The 18,266-nt window shown below is 74.8% G+C and carries 20 protein-coding genes; 11 read left to right on the top strand and 9 right to left on the bottom strand.

Features of this window, described 5'->3' with window-relative positions; genetic code table 11:
- Positions 1 to 56: 56 nt before the first annotated feature.
- From ACW14Y_RS19985 to ACW14Y_RS20020, 8 genes are read left to right on the top strand one after another with little or no spacing between them, the layout of a single operon-like run.
- Positions 57 to 1,652, top strand: a complete 1,596-nt coding sequence (locus tag ACW14Y_RS19985) for an ATP-binding protein (RefSeq protein ID WP_456988212.1) — start codon at positions 57 to 59, stop codon at positions 1,650 to 1,652.
- Positions 1,636 to 2,049 carry a roadblock/LC7 domain-containing protein gene (locus ACW14Y_RS19990; protein ID WP_030397833.1) on the top strand — a complete coding sequence of 138 codons (414 nt, stop codon included), beginning with the start codon at positions 1,636 to 1,638 and terminating at the stop codon, positions 2,047 to 2,049. The genes ACW14Y_RS19985 and ACW14Y_RS19990 overlap by 17 nt, the downstream gene beginning before the upstream one ends.
- Positions 2,046 to 2,396: a DUF742 domain-containing protein gene (locus tag ACW14Y_RS19995; protein WP_380309572.1), complete on the top strand. Its 351-nt coding sequence runs from the start codon at positions 2,046 to 2,048 to the stop codon at positions 2,394 to 2,396. The genes ACW14Y_RS19990 and ACW14Y_RS19995 overlap by 4 nt, the downstream gene beginning before the upstream one ends.
- A complete protein-coding gene (locus tag ACW14Y_RS20000; protein WP_456987931.1) occupies positions 2,374 to 3,000 on the top strand; it encodes a GTP-binding protein in 627 nt (208 codons plus the stop codon). Before ACW14Y_RS19995 ends, ACW14Y_RS20000 begins: the two co-directional genes overlap by 23 nt.
- Positions 2,997 to 4,604: a cytochrome P450 gene (locus ACW14Y_RS20005; protein ID WP_456987934.1), complete on the top strand. Its 1,608-nt coding sequence runs from the start codon at positions 2,997 to 2,999 to the stop codon at positions 4,602 to 4,604. The genes ACW14Y_RS20000 and ACW14Y_RS20005 overlap by 4 nt, the downstream gene beginning before the upstream one ends.
- Positions 4,568 to 5,674, top strand: a complete 1,107-nt coding sequence (locus ACW14Y_RS20010; protein ID WP_402723035.1) for a cytochrome P450 family protein — start codon at positions 4,568 to 4,570, stop codon at positions 5,672 to 5,674. The genes ACW14Y_RS20005 and ACW14Y_RS20010 overlap by 37 nt, the downstream gene beginning before the upstream one ends.
- 59 nt (positions 5,675 to 5,733) lie before the next feature.
- Positions 5,734 to 6,000 carry a hypothetical protein gene (locus ACW14Y_RS20015; protein ID WP_266270324.1) on the top strand — a complete coding sequence of 89 codons (267 nt, stop codon included), beginning with the start codon at positions 5,734 to 5,736 and terminating at the stop codon, positions 5,998 to 6,000.
- Positions 5,997 to 6,317, top strand: a complete 321-nt coding sequence (locus ACW14Y_RS20020; RefSeq protein ID WP_456987937.1) for a hypothetical protein — start codon at positions 5,997 to 5,999, stop codon at positions 6,315 to 6,317. The genes ACW14Y_RS20015 and ACW14Y_RS20020 overlap by 4 nt, the downstream gene beginning before the upstream one ends.
- Here the strand turns inward: ACW14Y_RS20020 and ACW14Y_RS20025 are convergent.
- Together ACW14Y_RS20025 and ACW14Y_RS20030 are read right to left on the bottom strand one after the other, a co-directional pair.
- On the bottom strand, positions 6,307 to 7,131 hold the full coding sequence (locus tag ACW14Y_RS20025) for an isocitrate lyase/PEP mutase family protein (RefSeq protein ID WP_456987939.1): 825 nt from the start codon (positions 7,129 to 7,131) through the stop codon (positions 6,307 to 6,309). The two genes, ACW14Y_RS20020 and ACW14Y_RS20025, sit on opposite strands and share 11 nt — an antisense overlap.
- A gap of 14 nt (positions 7,132 to 7,145) precedes the next feature.
- The gene (locus ACW14Y_RS20030; RefSeq protein WP_380437498.1) at positions 7,146 to 7,640 is read right to left on the bottom strand and encodes a carboxymuconolactone decarboxylase family protein; all 495 of its coding nucleotides are present in this window, start codon (positions 7,638 to 7,640) and stop codon (positions 7,146 to 7,148) included.
- Positions 7,641 to 8,168: 528 nt separating this feature from the next.
- Here ACW14Y_RS20030 and ACW14Y_RS20035 point away from each other — a divergent pair.
- Complete coding sequence (locus ACW14Y_RS20035) at positions 8,169 to 8,966, top strand: NRDE family protein (protein ID WP_456987941.1); 798 nt, start codon at positions 8,169 to 8,171, stop codon at positions 8,964 to 8,966.
- A gap of 72 nt (positions 8,967 to 9,038) precedes the next feature.
- On the opposite strand, the gene ACW14Y_RS20040 is transcribed toward ACW14Y_RS20035, so the two are convergent.
- Complete coding sequence (locus ACW14Y_RS20040) at positions 9,039 to 9,539, bottom strand: hypothetical protein (protein ID WP_456987943.1); 501 nt, start codon at positions 9,537 to 9,539, stop codon at positions 9,039 to 9,041.
- A 113-nt stretch (positions 9,540 to 9,652) separates the two neighbouring features.
- On the bottom strand, positions 9,653 to 11,506 hold the full coding sequence (locus ACW14Y_RS20045; RefSeq protein ID WP_456987945.1) for a protein kinase domain-containing protein: 1,854 nt from the start codon (positions 11,504 to 11,506) through the stop codon (positions 9,653 to 9,655).
- 143 nt (positions 11,507 to 11,649) lie between these two features.
- On the opposite strand from ACW14Y_RS20045, the gene ACW14Y_RS20050 reads away from it, so the two are divergent.
- The gene (locus ACW14Y_RS20050; protein ID WP_456987947.1) at positions 11,650 to 12,231 is read left to right on the top strand and encodes a GNAT family N-acetyltransferase; all 582 of its coding nucleotides are present in this window, start codon (positions 11,650 to 11,652) and stop codon (positions 12,229 to 12,231) included.
- Between the two features lie 812 nt (positions 12,232 to 13,043).
- Here the strand turns inward: ACW14Y_RS20050 and ACW14Y_RS20055 are convergent.
- The 4 genes from ACW14Y_RS20055 to ACW14Y_RS20070 form a co-directional block, all read right to left on the bottom strand.
- Positions 13,044 to 13,847 (bottom strand): alpha/beta fold hydrolase, encoded by an 804-nt coding sequence (locus ACW14Y_RS20055; protein WP_456987949.1) that lies wholly within the window; start codon positions 13,845 to 13,847, stop codon positions 13,044 to 13,046.
- Complete coding sequence (locus ACW14Y_RS20060; protein WP_456988214.1) at positions 13,844 to 15,106, bottom strand: RNA polymerase sigma factor; 1,263 nt, start codon at positions 15,104 to 15,106, stop codon at positions 13,844 to 13,846. Before ACW14Y_RS20060 ends, ACW14Y_RS20055 begins: the two co-directional genes overlap by 4 nt.
- A gap of 38 nt (positions 15,107 to 15,144) precedes the next feature.
- On the bottom strand, positions 15,145 to 15,519 hold the full coding sequence (locus ACW14Y_RS20065) for a YciI family protein (RefSeq protein WP_266270335.1): 375 nt from the start codon (positions 15,517 to 15,519) through the stop codon (positions 15,145 to 15,147).
- 194 nt (positions 15,520 to 15,713) lie between these two features.
- Complete coding sequence (locus tag ACW14Y_RS20070; protein WP_380437486.1) at positions 15,714 to 16,607, bottom strand: sigma-70 family RNA polymerase sigma factor; 894 nt, start codon at positions 16,605 to 16,607, stop codon at positions 15,714 to 15,716.
- Between the two features lie 104 nt (positions 16,608 to 16,711).
- On the opposite strand from ACW14Y_RS20070, the gene ACW14Y_RS20075 reads away from it, so the two are divergent.
- On the top strand, positions 16,712 to 17,182 hold the full coding sequence (locus tag ACW14Y_RS20075) for a carboxymuconolactone decarboxylase family protein (protein WP_234325997.1): 471 nt from the start codon (positions 16,712 to 16,714) through the stop codon (positions 17,180 to 17,182).
- Between the two features lie 50 nt (positions 17,183 to 17,232).
- Here ACW14Y_RS20075 and ACW14Y_RS20080 read toward each other — a convergent pair whose 3' ends face one another.
- Positions 17,233 to 18,222 (bottom strand): hypothetical protein, encoded by a 990-nt coding sequence (locus tag ACW14Y_RS20080; RefSeq protein WP_456987952.1) that lies wholly within the window; start codon positions 18,220 to 18,222, stop codon positions 17,233 to 17,235.
- Positions 18,223 to 18,266 lie beyond the last annotated feature (44 nt).

Raw genomic sequence — 18,266 nt, forward strand, 5'->3', positions numbered from 1 at the left:
GGCGAGATCCGGTCGCACCTTCATAGGATCATCGCCCTAGAATTCGCCGCGTGACGATGACTCAGTGGTGCGCAACGGCAACAGGCGTGCTCGCCGCTCTCGCCCTGGTGGCCGCCGCCCGCTACCGCGCGGTCTCCACCACCCAGCGCCGTCGGGTCACCCAGCAGGAACACGAGATCAACCGCCTCCGGGAACAGCTCGCGGCCGAACTCTCCCGCCGCGGGACCGAACTGGCCGCCGCCCAGCAGGACCACGAACTCAACGCCTCCACCCAGCGGGCCTTCCTCAGCGTGGCCCGCCGGATCCTCGTCATGGCCCACGACCAGCAGGCCCTGCTGGACGAGATGGAGCGCACCCACGACGACCCGACCCTGCTGGAGGGCCTGCTCAAGGCCGACCACGCGGCCGCCCAACAGGCCCGGCTGGCCCAGACCCTGGCCGTGCTCTGCGGAGCCCGGGCCGGCCGCCACTGGCCCGAGCCGGTCTCGCTGGAGGACGTCGTGCGCGGCGCCCAGTCGCGCATCCTGCCGTTCCAGCGGGTGATGATCCGCAGCCGGATCGAGACCGCCGTGGTCGGCGCGGCCGCCGAGGCGCTGATCCACGCCGTGGCCGAACTGCTCGACAACGCCACCCGCTACTCCCCGCCCAGCACCCAGGTGTACGTCACCCTGATGCCGGTGCACAACGGGGCCGTGATCGAGATCGACGACGGCGGTGTCGGGATGCCCGAACTCGCCGTCGAGAAGGCCTCCGACGCCCTGGCCGGCGGCTCCACGCTGGAGGTCTCCCGCCTCGGCGAGGTGCCCCAGCTCGGCCTGGCGGCGGTCGGCCGGCTCGCCGAGCAGTACGGGTTCCGGGTCACCATCGGCTCCGCGCCCTCGCCGTACGGCGGGGTGCGGGTGGTGGTGCTGCTGCCGAACGCGCTGCTCACCGAGCCGCTGCCGCCGACCGTGCCGGGCCTGGGCCGGGGCGACGCGGTGTTCGGGGGATCGGCCGCGCCCGCGCGGTCCGGGCCCCGGGGGCGGGGCGTCCCCCAGGCCCGGCCCGACCTGCCCGATCCGGCGGCGTACCCGGACAGCGCGACGGCGTACCCGGACACCGCGGCGGACCGTCCGCACGCGCCCTACGAGCCGCACGCACCGTACGACCCGTACGCGCCGCAGGACCCGCACGCGCCGCACGACCCGTACCAGCCCTACCAGCCGTACACGCCGCACTCTCCGCAGGGCGTCCCGTACGACCTGGACGACCCGGCGCCGTACGACCCCGCCACGGCCACCGGCTACCCGCCCGTGTACCCGCCCGTCGCCGGCTACCCGACGACCGGCTCACCGTTGACCGGCTCACCGTCGGTCGGCTCGTCGTCGGCCAACGACGCACCGGACGCCGTCCCGCCGCCGCTGCCCCGCCGCAGCCACCGCCGGGGCCGCGCCGCCACCCGGCACGCCGCCAACGCCGCCCCCACTCCGCCGCCGGCCCCGCCGTACCGCTCGGCGCAGCAGGCCCAGGCGTTCATGTCGATGTTCCAGGCCGGCACCGCCGGCGGCCGCTCGGCCGCCCGGGCCGGCTCCCCGGACCCGTACGACCCTTCCCTTCCCCCTTCCCCCCAGCTTCCCCAGCGCCCCGGAGAGTTCCATGACCACCACCCCTGACCTCGGCTGGCTGCTCGCCGACATCGTCAACGTCCCGCAGGTCCAGCACGCCGTCGTGGTGTCCAACGACGGCCTGGAGATCGGGCGCAGCGAGGGCATCGTGCGCGAGGACGCGGAGCGGCTCGCCGCGGCCTGCTCCGGCCTCCAGTCGCTGGCCCGGGGTGTCGCCCAGGGCTTCGGCGGCCGGGGCAGCGCGACCCGGCAGATCGTCATCGAGTACGGCGGCGGCTACCTCTTCATCGTCGCCGCCGGGGCCGGGGCCCACCTGGCGGTGGTGACCGGCGACGACGTCGACGCCGGCCTGGTGGCCTACCAGATGCAGGTCCTGGTCGAGCGGATCGGCACCCACCTCACCAGTCCTCCGCGCGCCGATCTCGCGGCGGGGGGCCAGCGGTGAGCGGCGGCCCGGTCCGCCCCTACGTCATCACCGGCGGCCGCAGCCGGCCCACCCGCGCCGAGCTGGCGTTCGAGAGCCTGGTCGTCGCGTTACCGGACCGGCCCGAACTCCCCGAGCACGTCCTGCTCAACCGGGAGCACCGGCGGATCCTCGACCTCTGCCACAGCCTGCTGTCGATCGCCGAGGTGTCGGCCCACCTGGGGCTGCCGCTCGGCGTCGTCAAGGTCCTGGTCGGCGACCTCTGGGACCTCGGCGCCGTCCAGGTGCTCCCGCCCGTTCCGCAGGCCGAACGCCTGCCCACCACCCTTCTGGAAGAGGTACTCGTTGGCCTCCGCCAACTCCGCTGACCCGGTCGCCGGCGATCCCGCCGCACCGCAGTACCTGCCGCCGTCCGTCCAGGGCGCGGTGAAGATCCTCGTCACCGGCCCGTTCGGCGTCGGCAAGACCACCCTGGTCGGCTCGCTGAGCGAGATCTCCCCGCTGCGCACCGAGGAGACCATGACCGCCGCCAGCACCGGCGTGGACGACCTCACCGGGCGCGGCGGCAAGACCACCACCACGGTGGCGCTGGACTTCGGCCGGATCACGCTCAACCCCCGGCTCGCCCTGTACCTGTTCGGCACGCCCGGCCAGCAGCGGTTCTGGCCGCTCTGGGACGACCTGTCGCGCGGCGCGCTCGGCGCGATCGCCATGGTCGACCTGCGGCGCCCGGACGAGAGCTTCGACGTGCTCGGGCGGCTGGAGGAGCAGCAGATCCCGTTCGCGGTCGCCGTCAACACCTTCCCGGACACCCCGAGTTACCCGGAGGAGGAGTTGCGGTCGGCGCTGGACCTGCTGCCCGGGGCGCCGATCCTGTACTGCGACGCCCGGGACCGGCGGGCCTCGTACGACCTGCTGATCGACTTCGTCGACCACCTGTACCGCACCGCCGTCCTGGAGCCGCAGCGATGACCGTTCCCGAGCCCGGCACGACGGCCGTCCCGCCGCCCGGGTGCCCCGCGCACGTGGCCGGCGGCGTCCCTCCGGCCACGGCCCACGGCGGCGTCCCTCCGGCCGAGGCCCACGGCGGCACCCTGCCCGGCGGGCTGCCGGTCGGGGTACCGCTCACCCCGCTGCACGGCTCCGCCGTCGCCGACGACCCGCACGGCCTGTACGCCAGGCTGCGCGCCCAGTACGGGCCGGTGGCACCGATCGAACTGGAACCCGGGGTCGAGTCCTGGCTCGTCCTCGGCTACCCCGAACTGCTCGAACTCACCCGCAACGAGGCGCTGTTCTCCAAGGACTCGCGCCGCTGGCGGGTCCCCGCCGAAGGCCGGCTGGCCGCCGACTCGCGGCTCCAGCCGATGACCTCCTGGCGCCCCACCCTGCTCAACCTGGACGGCGCCGAGCACCAGCGGCTGCGCGCCGCCGTCGCCGACACCCTCGCCCGGGTCGACCACCGGCAGCTGCGCGAGACCACCGAGGCCGCCGCCGACGCGCTGATCGACAGCTGGGGCCCCGACGGCACCGCCGACCTGGTCGCCCAGTACGCGCGCCGGCTGCCGCTGCTGGTCTTCACCCAACTGCTCGGCCTGCCCGACGAGGCGGGCGCGCACCTGATCCGGCTGATCAGCCACATCGCCGACAGCGGCCCCGAATCGGTGCGCGCCAACCAGGAGTTCCAGACCCTCCTGGTCGACCTGGTGCGGCAGCGCCGGACCACGCCCGGCGCCGACCTCACCTCCTGGCTGCTCGCCCACCCGGCCGCGCTGACCGACGAGGAGGCGGTGCACCACCTGGTGGTGCTGATGATCGCCGGCAACGAGACCACCATCTGCTGGACCGGCAACACCCTGCGGCTGCTGCTCACCGACCGGCGCTTCCGGGCCACCCTCACCGGCGGCCGGCTGACCGTCGCCGACGCGCTGGAGGAGGTGCTCTGGCGCGACCCGCCGACGCAGAACTTCCCCGGCCGGTGGGCGACTTCGGACACCGTGCTCGGCGGCCAGTTCATCGCCCGCGGCGACATGCTGGTGCTCGGCCTGGCCGCGGCCAACGCCGACCCGGCCGCCCAGGGCCCCGGCGCCCACGGGCACGCCTCGATGGGGCACGCGTCGATCGGCGGCAACCGGGCCCACCTGGCCTGGGGGGCGGGCAAGCACGTCTGCCCGGCCCAGCACCCGGCCCGGATCATCGTCGAGACCGCCGTCGAGACCCTGCTGCACCGCCTGCCGGACCTCCAACTCGCCGTCCCCCCGCACGAGCTGGCCTGGCGCCCGTCCCCCTGGTCGCGCGCCCTGATCAGCCTCCCGGTGCTCTACAGCGCCTTCACCCCGCCCCGCCCGCCAGCTCCCGAGAGGCCCTCCGCATGGACACCGCCGCACACGTCGCAGACCCCGCAGACACCGGGGACGGCTTCGGGGACGGCCTCGGGGACGGCCTCGTCGACGGAAGACCCGGGCCCGTCGTCCTCGACGCCTTCGGACGCGACCAGCACAGCGAGAACGCCCGGCTCCGCGGAGCCGGCCCGGCGGTCCTGGTGGAACTCCCTGGCGGGGTGGTGGTCTGGGCGATAGCCCACCACGACACCCTCCAGGAGCTCCTCGCCGACCCCCGTGTCGGCAAGGACCCCCAGCTGTGGACGGTGTTCCGGGAGGGCCGGCTGCCCGAGGGCTGGCCGCTGATCAACTTCGTCACCGTCCCCGGCATGATCACCGTCGACGGCGAGGACCACCGGCGGCTGCGCGGACTCGTCACCCAGGCCTTCACCCCGCGCCGGGTGGCCGCCCTGCAGCCCGCCGTCGAGAGCAGGACCACCGCCCTGCTCGACCGGATCGCCGAGCTGGACGGCGCGTTCGACCTGCGCGAGCACTTCGCCTACCCGCTGCCGATGCAGGTGATCGGCGAACTGCTCGGCCTGCCGCCCAAGCAGCAGGACGAGCTGCACGAACTGTCCGACACCCTGGTCTCCAGCTCCGCGACCCCCGGGGCCGCCGCCGCCGCGCAGCGGTCGCTGTTCGCCCTGCTGGCCTCGGTGGTCGCCGCCAAGCGGGCCGAACCCGGGGACGACCTCACCACCGACCTCATCGCCGCCCGCGCGGAGGACGACCGGCTCAGCGAGGCGGAACTCGTCGGCACCCTGCTGCTGATGCTGGTGGCCGGGCACGAGACCACGCTCAACCTGATCACCAACGCGGTGCGCGCCCTGCTCGCCCACCCCGAGCAGCTGCGGACGGTGCTGGACGGCACGGTGCCGTGGTCGGCCGTGGTCGAGGAGACGCTGCGGTACGACTCTCCGGTCGGGCAGTTCCCGCTCCGCTACGCCACCGAGGACATCCGGGTCGGCGACGTGGTGATCCGGCGCGGCGAGGCGCTGCTCGCCTCCTACGCGGCCGCCGGGCGGGACGAGGCCCACTACCCCGACGCCGACCGCTTCGACCTCGGCCGGCAGCCGAACCGGCACCTGTCCTTCGGGCACGGCCCGCACTTCTGCCTGGGGTCGGGGCTGGCCCGGCTGGAGGCGGAGACGGCGCTGCGGTTCCTGTTCGAGCGCTACCCGAGGCTCGCGCTCGCGGACGGGCCGGAGCCGGAGCCGATCGCCTCGTTCGTCAGCAACAGCGTGCGCACGCTGCGGGTCACGGTCTGACCCGCCGGTCGCCGCGCGCGCCGCGGTGACCTCGGGGCGGCCGGGTCGTTGGGGGGTTCATGAAGAAACTCGCCGCCCTGGCCGCCCTCACCGTGGCCGGTCTCGCCGCCGCCGTGCCGTCCGCGTCCGCCGCCACCTCCACCGCGGCCTCCCCGGACGCGCTCGGCGGCCTGTCCAACGGGATGACCCTCTCCCCCGCCGACCTCCTGCTGCACGAGGCGAAGGACCTGCCGGTGGTCGGCGGTACGGCGAGCGAGATCGAGGCCATCGGCACCAACCAGATGACCCACCCGGGACTCAGCGGCGAGATCGGGCACGGCCTGTGAGCGGCGTGCGGCGGCCGGGCGCGCTCCTGCTGGCCGCGCTGGCGCTGGCCGCCGCACCTACCGCCGCGTTCGCGGCGGGCTCGGCCCCCGGTCCGGACTCCGGCGCCGGTGCCGGCTCCGATGGTGGCGCGGGCGCCGGCTCCGGTGGTGGCGCGGCGACCGGGCCGGACTTCGCGTCCGCCGCGGCCTGCCTCCAGGAGTTCGCGGCCGTCCCCGCCCTCGGCAGCCACGGCGCCGGGCCCACCACCTGCTCCAACGGCACCCTCGTCAACCACGCCGTGGGCACGCTCGGCACCCTCGGCGCGCTCACCGGGTGACGAACAGCCCCTGCAACTCCCCGTAGTCGAGCCCGCCGCCGAGCGCGGAGTACGTTCCGTCCCCGTACACCTCCTCGGCGGCGCGGCGCACCGCCGCGTACGCCGCCTTCGCCAGACCCGGCCCCAGGCTGATCCTGGCCACGCCCAGCGCCGCCAGCTCCGGCACGGACGGCGAGCCCGGTCCGGCCAGCACATTGAGCGGCGCCGGAACGGCCGCGACCAGTGCGGCGATCACCGCCGGATCGGACACCCCCGGGGCGAACACCCCGTCGGCGCCCGCCTCCGCGTAGGCCCGCAGCCTGGCCACCGCCTCGTCCAGCAGCTCCGCCGGGTCCGCGTCGCCCCCGGCGTGCAGGAACACGTCGGTGCGGCCGTTGACGAACAGCGGCACCCCGGCCGCGTCCGCCGCCGCCCGGGCCGCCGCGATCCGCTCGGCCGCCTCGGCGACCGGCCGACCCCCGTCCTCCAGGTTGACGCCGGCCGCGCCGGTGGCGAGCAGTGCCTCGACCGTCCCGCCGACCCCCGCGGCGGTCCCGGCGAACCCGCTCTCCAGATCCGCCGAGACCGGCAGCGGGCCGGCCGCGCGGACGATCAGCTCCGTCTGCGCCAGCACCAGCGAGCGGTCGGCGCCCTCGCCGTCGGCGCTGCCGAGCGCCCAGCTGACGCTCGCGCTGGCCGTGGCGAGGGCCCGCGCCCCGGCCGCCGCGACCAGCCGGGCGCTGGTCGCGTCCCAGACGTTGGCGAGCACCAACGGCTCGCCCGGGCGGTGGAGTTCACGCAGGGCGCGGGCCTTCTCCCGCTGCTCGACCGTCATCGTCCGCCGCCCCGCTACTTCGCGGCCGGGCTGAGCCGGGTGCCGACGCCGATCCGGTTCCAGGCGTTGATGGTGATGATCAGCGCGATCAGCTGCGCCAGCTCGGCCTCCTCGAAGTGCGCGGCCGCCTCGTTGTAGACGGCGTCCGGCACATGGCCCTGGGTGAGCAGGGTGAAGGACTCGGTCAGCGCCAGGGCGGCGCGCTCCTTGGCGGTGAACCACGGGGTCTCGCGCCAGGCCGGGAGGGAGAGCAGGCGGTGGTTCTGCTCGCCGTTCCCGAGGGCGTCGGTGCTGTGCATGTCGATGCAGAAGGCACAGCCGTTGATCATCGAGGCGTGCACCTTGACCAGCTCGGCGAGGACCGGGTCCACGCCCTGGCGGGCCCGGCGGTCCAGGCCGATCATCGCCTTGTAGAAATCGGGGGCGAGGTCCGGGAGCGAGATGCGCTGGGCGGGCGCGGGGACCGGGGTGTCGGCGGGGGTGACGGGGGTGTTGTTCGTGGTCGTCATAGCGTTCAGCCTAGGGGCGTGGCGGCCTGGCGCTTCGGTACGTTCGGGCACGGAAATCATGGGCCACTCCAGTGGCGGGCAGCCGCTGCCGCAGCCGCTGGCGCCCGCTTTCCCGTGCTCTCCCCTGCTCTCCCCCGGTCTCTCCTACTCTCCCCCCTCGCCCCTGCTGTGCGCTCCGCACTTTGCAAAGTGTGACTTTGCAAAGTGCGGAGGAGGGCGGAGGAGGGCGGGGAAGGGCCGGGAAGGGCTGGGAAGGCCCGAATCAGGGCGGAGCAAGGAGCCGGGCTCGGGCTCCGTGCACTTTGCAAAGTCGCACTTTGCAAAGTGCACGGAGTACACGGAGCGCGGTGCAACCGGGGGGTCGGACGAGCATCTTCGGCGCCCGAGCGTCCTGCGGGCGTCCGGGGTGTCCCGGACGTCCGGGACACCCCGGACGCCCGCAGGACCTGCCCCTCCCGATCGGCGAACAGGCGTGCGAGGATCGCGGGGAGGGCGAGGTCAGGGGGACAGGACGTGTGTACGGCGTTCGTGAGCATCGAGCCGTCCGCAGCGGTGCCGGTACTGCTGCTGTCGGTGCGGGACGAGTACGTCGGACGGCGCTGGTCTCCGCCCGGCCACCACTGGCCCGCGCAGCCCACGGTGGTCGGCGGACTCGACCTGGTCGCCGGCGGGACGTGGCTCGCGGTGGAGCCGGGCAGCACGGGCTCCGGAGGCTCCGAACCGGTGGCGGCCTGCCTGCTGAACGGCTTCGGCACCTCGGCACCGGAAGCCGCCCGGCTCTCGCGCGGTGAACTGCCGCTGCTCGCCGTCCGGGGCGGCCGGATCGACACCCTGGAGCTCGACCGGTACGACCCGTTCCACCTGGTCGTCGTCCGGCCCGACGGCGCCCGGGTGCTCAGCTGGGGCGGCGGGACCGGCGGCCGGCTCGTCGCACTGGACCTGCCGACCGGGCTGAGCGTGGTCCTGAACGACGGACCGGAGGGCCTGGCCGAGAGCCGCACCGCCTCCGAGCGGATCCGCTCGCTGATGGCCGCCCGCGCCGACCACTTCCGGGCCCGGTTCGAGGCCGAGCCCCGCCCACTGCCGCCGCTCGACGACCCGAACACCGAGCGGGCCTGGGGCGCCTGGCTGCCGATCGTCACCGGGGACGGGCTGCCCCTCGACGCCCCCGCCGCCCTGGTCCAGCGGCGCAACTTCGGGAACGGCCGGATCTGGGGCTCCTCCTCGATCTCCCTGCTCGCCCTCGGGCCGCAGGGCGTCCGCTACGACTTCTCGCCTGCTCCGGTGGGAGCGGGCGGCGACGGCTGGCGGCAGGTGGAGCTGTGAGCGGCACCCAGTGACGGCCGGACGGCGGGTGCCGAGTGGCGTTGACCGCCACTCGGCACCTTTCACCGCCGCTCAGGCCTCGGCGCGAGCCTCGCGCCAGCGCTTCGCGACGACCTCGCTGACGTAGTACACGAACTCGCTGCCCCGCCCCTCGCCCGCCGGCACCTCGGTCCACCACATCGGCCAGAACTCCCGCTCGTAGTGGGCCTTCAGGACGCGGGTGAAGCCGGACAGCGCGCCGCGCAGCCGGGTGCGGTCGAGCTTCAGCGCCCCGGCGAGGTCGCCGTAGCCGACCCGGGTGCCGGGCTGCTCGGCGAGGATGTCGAGAATGGCCACGACCACCTGGACGGAGTCGCGGCGGTCACTGATCAGCGTGCGGAGGTCCTCGACGGTCCACTCGTCGCGGCGGCGCTGCTGCTCGCCCTGCGGGGACCTGATCGCGAGGTCCCCGGCGGTGGGCGCGGCGACGACACCTGCGGTGACACCGCTGCGCTCGGCGATGAAGGCGTACACGGCCGGGACGAGGTGGGCCGGCACCGGCACCGACACGTACTCCGGGTTCTCCTGGGACATGACTGGTCCTCCCCTTCTGCGGCCGCCCCCTGCGGTCGGCCGCAGGACGATCCTGGCACATCGTCAGCGCCGACGTCCAGCCCTTAACAGCCACTAATAGCTGCTAACACCTACTAGGGGATGCGGAACTCCTGGGTCTTGTTGCCGGGGGTGCAGGCGGTCATGGTGAGCTGGGCGCCGACGCCGTTGTCGGTCAGGCAGTTCTGGCCCATGTAGTCCTTCAGGTAGAAGGCCCCCGGGGTGGTCGCGGCCGTGACCGTCCAGTTGGTGAGGAAGCTGAAGCCGTTGGACAGCGCCACCCGGCCGTCCATCTCCTGCACCAGGACGGGGGCGCTCAGCTTGCAGGGGTTGAACTGGTGCCAGCTGCTGGGAACGGTGTGCACCCAGCCGTAGCCGGTCGCGCCACCCATGACCACGGCCTGGCCGCCGGCGAGGCCGTCCTGGGAGAGGCCCATCCGGAGGCCGTCGGCGACATTGGTGATGTAGCCCCAGTTGGTGCCGCCGCAGCCGCTCGCCGGGGCACCTCCGGGGGCGGTGGTCGCCGGGGGCACCGCGGCCGGAGGCGCGCCGGTCACCGCGGAGGACGGGGCGGTGGACGGGCCCGCCGGGGTGGACTGTTGGGCCTGGGCGGGTGACTGCTGGGGCGGCTGCGGAGCGCTCGGGGCCGCGGACGGGGACCCGCCCGGCCTGGACGCGGAGGGCGGCGGCGGAGTCGTGGACGAAGGCGTGGGCTTCCCGCCCGGGGTGGCCGGGGAGGCCAGGGAGGACGGGGAGGACGAACCCGACGGAGCACCCGGCACGGTCGGGACGGCGGACAGGGACGGGGTCGGGGCCCCGGTCGGCGACGCACCCGCAGGCCAGGCGGTCATGGTCACCGTGACCGCGGGCGGCGAACCCGGTTCCTGCGCCCGCGAGGTGAACGGCGCCCGCTCGACGAGCAGCACGGTGGCCGTACCGACCGAGATCACGATCGGCAGGACCACCGGCACCAGGAAGCCGCGCCTGCGCAGCCGTCCGGACCGCTCCGTGCTCGCCGAAGGAACCACCTCGGCGACGGATTCCGCGGGGGCTTCCTTCGCGGCGGAAGGCTTGGCCACCGCGGGCGCGGGCGCCGCGAGCGCCGACGGCCCTTCGCCGCCCGCCGCCGCCCGGGCCGCCGCCGCCATCGCGGCCGCGTCGGCGAACCGGTCCCCCGGGTCCTTCGCCAGCGCCGTCGCGACGAACGCGCGCACCGCCGGCGGGATGTCCCCCGGCAGCTCCGGCGCGGGCTCGCGCAGGTGCTTGAGCGCCACCTCCAGCATGCCCCCGCCGGTGAACGGCGGCCTGCCGACGAGCAGTTCGTAGCAGACCACGCCGATCGCGTAGAGATCGACGGCCGGGGTGACGGCCTTGCCCTCGGCCTGTTCCGGCGCCATGTAGAGCGCGGTGCCGATCACCGCGTGCGAGGCCGTGAGCCTGGTCCCGGCCATGGACCGGGCGATGCCGAAGTCCGTGACCGTCACCCGGCCGTCGGCCCGGAGCATCAGGTTGGACGGCTTGACGTCGCGATGCACGATCCCGCGCCGGTGGGCGGCGTGCAGGGCGTCCAGCGCCTCGGCGAGCAGTCCGAGCGCCCGCGCGGGCGGGAAGGCCCCGTCCGCGGCGAGGACCCGGTCCAGCGGCCGGCCGTCGACCAGCTCCATCACCAGATACGCGAGGCGGTCGCCGTCCGCGTCCGGCGGCTCCTCCTCGCCGTAGTCGTGCACGTCGACGATGCCGGCGTGGTCGAGCAGGGCGAGCATGCGCGCCTCGCGGCGGAAGCGTTCGGCGAAGGTCACGTCCGCCAGCAGCGCCGGGTGGAGGATCTTCACCGCCACCGGCCGCCCGAGCACCGAGTCCTCGGCCCGCCAGACGGCGCCCATCCCGCCGCCGCCGATGCGCCCGGTCAGGGTGTAGCGCCCGCCGAGCACCGTCCCCCGACCGCTCATGCCCGCCCCCGTGTCCTACTCGAACGAACTGTCTGTCGGCCGCCCAGTCTGCCACGCACCCCTCGGACGACGGCACCCCCATCGGCCTGCGGTGTCACGGCTGTTGACCAGGCGTCGGACGATCGCCCGGATACGATCCTCCGATGAACGACACCGTGGTCCTGTACGCCGACGCCACCCCGTCCGCCCCCGCTCTGCTGCTCCGGCCCTGGCGGAGCGAGGACGCGCCGGCACTCGTCGAGGTGTACCGGGACCCGGTGTTGCGCCGCTGGACGACCTCGGTCCTCGACGACGAGGCGGACGCGCTCCGTTGGGTGGACACCCAACAGGAGGCCTGGGCGGCGGGACACCGGTTCGCCTTCGCCGTCCTGGAGGAGCGGCCGGACGCGGAGCCGGGGCCGGCGCTGGGCAACCTCGTGCTCAAGCGGGTCTCGCCCGGCGGGTCCACCGCCGAGGTCGGCTACTGGACGGCCGCCCCCGCCCGCGGCCGGGGCGTCGCGCCGCGCGCCCTGGAGGCGCTCACCGACTGGGCCTTCGACACCCTGGGCCCGGGCGGGCTCCAACGGCTCGAACTGCTGCACCAGGTGGACAACACCGCCTCCTGCCGGGTCGCGGAGAAGAGCGGGTACGCCTTCGAGCGTGTCCTCACCGCGACCCCGCCCGCCTTCCCCCTCGACGGCCACCTGCACACCCGGCTGCGCACGGCACCGCAACAACTCCGTTAGGGGCACGGCGGGCTGGCCTCCGCTGCGCAGGAAATCGGCGCCGTCGACTTCCTGCGCAGCCCAACCGCACCGCAGGCCGACCGCCCGAGGCGCAACAACGGGGGCCGGCCGCACAGGAAGTCGGAGAGGCCGACTTCCCACGCCACCTCACCGGAACCCCAGACCGAAGAAACCTTTCTGCACCCCTCGGTGGCGGCCCGAGGGGTGCAGCGGTCGAGCGGGCAAGCCGCGCAGGAAGTCGGGCCGGTCGACTTCCTGCGCGGCGGGTCGCGGAGTGTCGATGTCGCCCGCGGAGGAATCGTTCCTGCTCCGCGCTTCCCCAGGCCTTCCCGAAGGCCTGGGCGTTGGCCCCCGCTGCGCAGGAAGTCGGCGCCGTCGACTTCCTGCGCAGCCCAACCACACCACAGGCCGACCGCCCGAGGCGCAACAACGGGGGCCGGCCGCACAGGAAGTCGGAGAGGCCGACTTCCCACGCCACCTCACCGGAACCCCAGACCGAAGAAACCTTTCTGCACCCCTCGGTGGCGGCCCGAGGGGTGCAGCGGTCGAGGGCAAGCCGCGCAGGAAGTCGGGCCGGTCGACTTCCTGCGCGGCGGGTCGCGGAGTGTCGATGTCGCCCGCGGAGGAATCGTTCCTGCTCCGCGCTTCCCCAGGCCTTCCCGAGGGCCGGGGCGTTAGCCCCCGCTGCGCGGGAAGTCGGCCCCGTCGACTTCCTGCGCAGCGGGCACGGCGCGCAGCGGACGCGGCGCGCAGCGAGCGCGGCAGGCGGCGGACGCGGCGGGCGGCGGGCGGCGGGCCGGGGCCTTGCCGGGTTACCCGCGAGCGGGGCCGGTGGTGCAGAAGGCTTCGAGCAACTCCACCAGGGCCTCCGGGCGTTCGAGGTGGAGGTCGTGGGTGGTGCCGGGGATGCTCGCGAGGACGATGTCGGGGCGGTCGCGGTGCATGCGGTCGAGCTGCTCGGCGTCGATGATGGTGGACTGCGCGAGGACGACCAGGGCGGGGCAGGCGATCCGGGCCCACTCCGGCCACCAGGAGCGGTGGGTGTTGTCGGTGAGGGACGCCACCATGACGTCCGGGTCGAAGCGCGGGTACCGGCCGTCGGCGCGTTCCTCGAGCCCGGCCGCCCAGGCCTCGCCGACGGCGCCGCCGCCCAGGAATTCGACGGCGGCCGAGGCCGTGGCGAACGGGGTCGGCCAGGAGGCGAACCAGGCACCGATGTCGGCGACGGTCTCGGCCGAGCCGGCGGCCGGGCCGGCCTCGACCATCACCAGGCGCTCGACGAGTTCCGGGTGCGCGGCGGCGGCCAGCATCGCGGCGTGCCCGCCGTAGGACTGGCCGAGCAGGGTCACCGGGCCGAGGTCCAGTTGCTCGATCACGGCGACCACATCGGCGACGTGGGCGGCCCGGGAGACGTCCGCCGGGCGGCGGGTACTGGCGCCGTGGCCGCGCTGGTCGACGGTGACCACCCGGTACCTCGGCCCGAGGTGCCGGGCGAGCGTGTCCCACTCGCCCCCGTACCCGGCCAGGCCGTGCAGCAGGAGCAGCGGTGGGCCGTCGCCGCCCCGGTCGTGGCAGACGAGGGTGACGTCGTCGCGGATCACGGTGCGTTCGGTCATGGCTGCGAGCTCTCCGGTCGGTGGTCGGTCTCCAGTCGGCGGGCCCGCTCGGTGAGGTGGCGGCGTTCGGGGGCGCTGGTGGTGCGGCGGGCGGCGTCGCGGTAGACGGTGGCGGCCGTCGGGTCGCCGAGCAGTTCCAGCAGGTGGGCCCGGGTGGCGAGGAGGCGGTGGTGCCGGGCGAACCTGCGGTCCTGCTCCAGCGGGGCGAGCGCGGCCAGGCCGGCCGCCGGGCCGTCGACCAGGGCGAGGGCGACGGCGCGGTTGAGGGTGACGAAGGGGTTGGCGCCAAAGCCTTCGAGCACGTCGTAGAGGGCCAGGATCTGCGGCCAGTCCGTGGACTCCGCGTCCGGCGCCTCGTCGTGGACGGCGGCGATCGCGGCCTGGACCTGGTACGGGCCGACCGGGCCGCGCGGCAGGGTCCGGCCGATCAGGGCCACGCCCTCCTCCAGCAGGGGCCGGTTCCAGCGCGAGCGGTCCTGCTCCGCCAGTGGCACCAGGACCCCGTCCGGGCCGGTGCGGGCGGGCCGGCGGGCGTCGGTGAGCAGCATGAGGGCGAGCAGTCCGGCGGTCTCGGGGTCGTCCGGGACCAGCCGGAGCAGGAGCCGGGTCAGCCGGATCGCCTCGGTGGACAGTTCGGGGGCGGTCAGGTCCTCGCCGCCGCTGGTGGTGTAGCCCTCGTTGAAGACCAGGTAGAGGACCTGGCGGACCTCGGCGAGGCGTTCGGCCCGCTGCCGGGCGGGCAGGCCGGAGGAGCGGACGGTCTGCTTCGCCCGGCTGATCCGCTGGGCCATCGTGGCCTCCGGCACCAGGAACGCGGCCGCGATCTGCGCGGTCGTCAGACCGCCGACGGCGCGCAGGGTGAGGGCGATCCGGCTGGGGGCGGACAGATCGGGGTGGCAGCAGAGGAACAGCAGGTGCAGGGAGTCGTCCCGGTCGGCGTCGGCGGCCGCGTCGGGGGCGGGGCCGAGCAGGGCGGACTGCGGGGTGGCGAGGGCGAGGGCGTCCTCGCGGCGGCGCCGGGCCGCCTCGCTGCGGACGCTGTCGACCAGCCGCCGGGTGGCGACCGTCACCAGCCAGCCGCGCGGGTTCTCCGGCAGGCCGTCGGCCGGCCACTGGGTGGCGGCGGCCAGCAGCGCCTCCTGCACGGCGTCCTCGCAGGCGTCGAACAGGCCCCGGCCGTGGCGGCGCACCAGCGCCCCGAGGGCCTGCGGCGCGAGTTCGCGCAGCAGGCCCTCGGGGACGCCCGGTCCCGGCGTCAGGCCCTCGGCGACGCCCGGTCCGGGCAGTGGGCCGCCGCTCACACGTCCGCCGCGTCGGGGGACGGGGACTCGTGCAGGATCGGCCACAGTTCGACCGGGTCGACGTCCGCGTACGGCATGTCGGCGGCGATCCGCTGGGCGCGCTCCAGGCTCTCGCAGTCGAGGACGTAGAAGCTGGCCAGGTACTCCTTGGTCTCCAGGTACGGGCCGTCGGTGACGACGGGCAGGCCGTCGGCGCGGCGGACCAGCTGGGCGGCGGCGGCGTCGGCGAGGCCGTAGGCGCCGAGGAGTTCGCCGCTCTCGCGGTACTTGGTGTTGAAGGCCTCCTGCTTGGCGATCGCCTCCGGCCACTCCTCGGCCGGGAACGCGTCCCACTTCGCCTGGTTGCCGTAGATCATGGCGAGGTACTTCATCTCGGGTGTCCTCCCGGTCGTGCGCTCCGTCCGGCGCGCTCTCACCCTTCGGTCGGAGCGGGCCGCGGGGTCTCGACATCCCTGGACAAGATCTTTTCGACATCCTGCCGCACGGGGGCGACGAGGGGTAGGGGGTGCCGCCGGCCGGGCCGTGGAGGTGTCCCACGACCCGGCCGACGGCGCCCGGCACGGCGTCAGACGGCCGACAGGCCGAGCCGCTCCAGCCGCTCCGGGTCGGTGAAGATGTCCAGCGCGACGACCCTGCCGCCGCGCACGGTGAACACCGCGAGCGAGAGCGGACGTCCGTCGAGGAAGCTGGCCACCGCCGGCTCCCCGTTGACCAGCACCATCCGGGACTCGCCGGTGAACTGCGACCCGAACAGGCTCGCCCCGGTCGCCACCTCGGTCGCGCCGCGCCGGAGCGTGGCGGGGCGCAGGGTGCCGCCGTCGGAGCGGGCCACCACATCGGGGTCGAGGACGGCGAGCAGCGCCTCGAAGTCCCCGCCGCGGGCGGCGGCCAGGAACGCCCGCACCACCTCGCGGCGCAGCGCCAGGTCGGCGTCCGGCGCGGGGGCGGCGCCCTGGACCCGTCGCCGGGCGCGGCTGGCGAGCTGACGGGTGGAGGCGGCGGTGCGGTCGAGGATCGGGGCGATCTCGTCGAACGGCACCGAGAACATGTCGTGCAGGACGAAGGCGAGCCGCTCCGCCGGTCCCAGCGTCTCCAGGACGATCATCAGGGCGATGCCGACCGAGTCGGCGGTGAGTATCTCCTGTTCGGGGTCGAGGGCCCGGATGCCGCCGATGATCGGATCGGGCAGCCGGACCTCCTGGCCGTCCTGGTGCTCCAGCGGGTCCTCGCGCCGGGACGCCCGCGAGCGCAGCAGGTCCAGGCAGACCCGTCCGACCACGGTGGTCAGCCAGCCCGCCAGGTTGGCCACCTCGCTCACGTCGGAGCGGCTCAGCTTGAACCAGGCCTCCTGCACCGCGTCCTCGGCCTCGCTCAGCGAGCCGAGCATCCGGTAGGCCACCGCCCGGAGATGGGGCCGTTGCTCCTCGAAGCGGGCCGCCAGAAAGTCTTCCCCGTCCACCTGTCACATCCTCGCGTCGGGATCCGTCAGTTCTTCGACGGACGTTAACCGCTCCGCGTGACGCCGAGGCCGACGCGGACCACCCAGACCCGGAGGATCCACCGATGACCAGCCACACCGCCCGCATGAAGAACCCCGCCATGGTCCTGCCGGACGCGATGAAGGGCATCCAGAGCATCTACAAGGCGATGTACCAGGGCGGGGTCCCGCACCGGATCCTGGAGCTGGTGCACCTGCGGGCCAGTCAGATCAACGGGTGCAGCGCCTGTGTGTTCGCCGGTGTCACCGGGGCCAAGAAGGCCGGGGAGACGGACGAGCGGCTGCACGCCGTCGCCGCCTGGCGGGAGGCGCCGTTCTTCGACGAGGAGGAGCGGGCCGCGCTCGAACTCACCGAGGCGGCGACCCGGATCGCCGACCGTTCCGGCCAGGCGGTGCCGGACGCGGTCTGGGACGCGGCGGCGGACCACTTCAACGAGGAGCAGCTCTCGGCGATCATCCTGATGATCGGGCTGACGAACTTCTTCAACCGGATCAACGCGACGGTCCAGGAGCCGGCCGGCGCGACCTGGAGCTGATCCGGGTCCGGGTCCGGGTCCGGGTCCGGACCCGACGGCCGCCGAAGGGGTCAGGGCTGCCGGCCGCGGGCGGAGCTCGGGGGGCGGCGCGGGCCGCGGGCGGACGGGGCCGGGCCGCCGACCGGACGCGGACGCGGGGCCGGGGAGGGGGCCGGAGCGGGGGACGGGGACGGGGCGGCGCCGAGAGCGGCCTGGCGGCGCTGGATCTCCCGCCAGATCCGCGGCGGGCACGGGCCCTGCGGGTGGTCGGCGAGGAAGCTCGCGTACGGCACCCGGCGCGGGGTCATCCCGATCTCGACCCAGGACGCCTTTCCGGTGCGGTCCCAGCCCTCGTTCTCCATCCGGATGTAGTCGTCCCGGTGGCCCTTGTCCTTGCTGGTGATCTGCAGCACCTCGGCGTGGCCGGGCCGGGTGCCGACCACGACGCAGTAGTGCCGGGCGGCCTCCGCCCGGTCCCGGAACGGCACCATCGCCACCCACACCTCCCCCGCCGACGGCCGTGAGACGGTCGTGGTGCGCGTGGCGGAACGCCCGGCGCCGGTGCGGGCCGGACGGACCGGGGGCCGCTCCAGCAGGTCGCCGGACCAGCCGCGGACCGAGGTCCGCCACCCCCAGGCGAAGGCGCCGACCGCGAGGCACTGCAGGGCGTAGCCGTTCGCCGAGGCCGGGTCCTGGGTGCCGAGGAGCTCCGGCACCGCGTACGCGCCGACCAGGTGGGCGAGCAGCGAGCAGGCGCCGGCCAGGACGGCCGCCCGGGCGGGCACCACCCAGGGCGCGACCCGGCGGCGGCGCCGGGCGGCCTGCCCGTCCAGGAGCAGGGCGACCGCGTACGCGATCGCGACCAGGACGGCGACCTGCCCGGGGGTGGTGTGCTGGGGCGGGGACTGGGCGCTCATCAGGGCGGGCAGCAGGACCGGCAGGGCCAGCGGGTAGCCCAGCGCCGCGCAGCAGAGCAGCGTCAGGAAGGCCCCGAGGCAGCCCCCGCCGCCGGGGCGCCTTCTTCGCCGCGGAACCGCCGAACTCCCGTACCGGTAAGCCATGTTCGCCACCCCCACCGCGGTCGTGCGTCCGGCGCAATGTACCG

Source organism: Kitasatospora sp. cg17-2 (assembly GCF_054031055.1).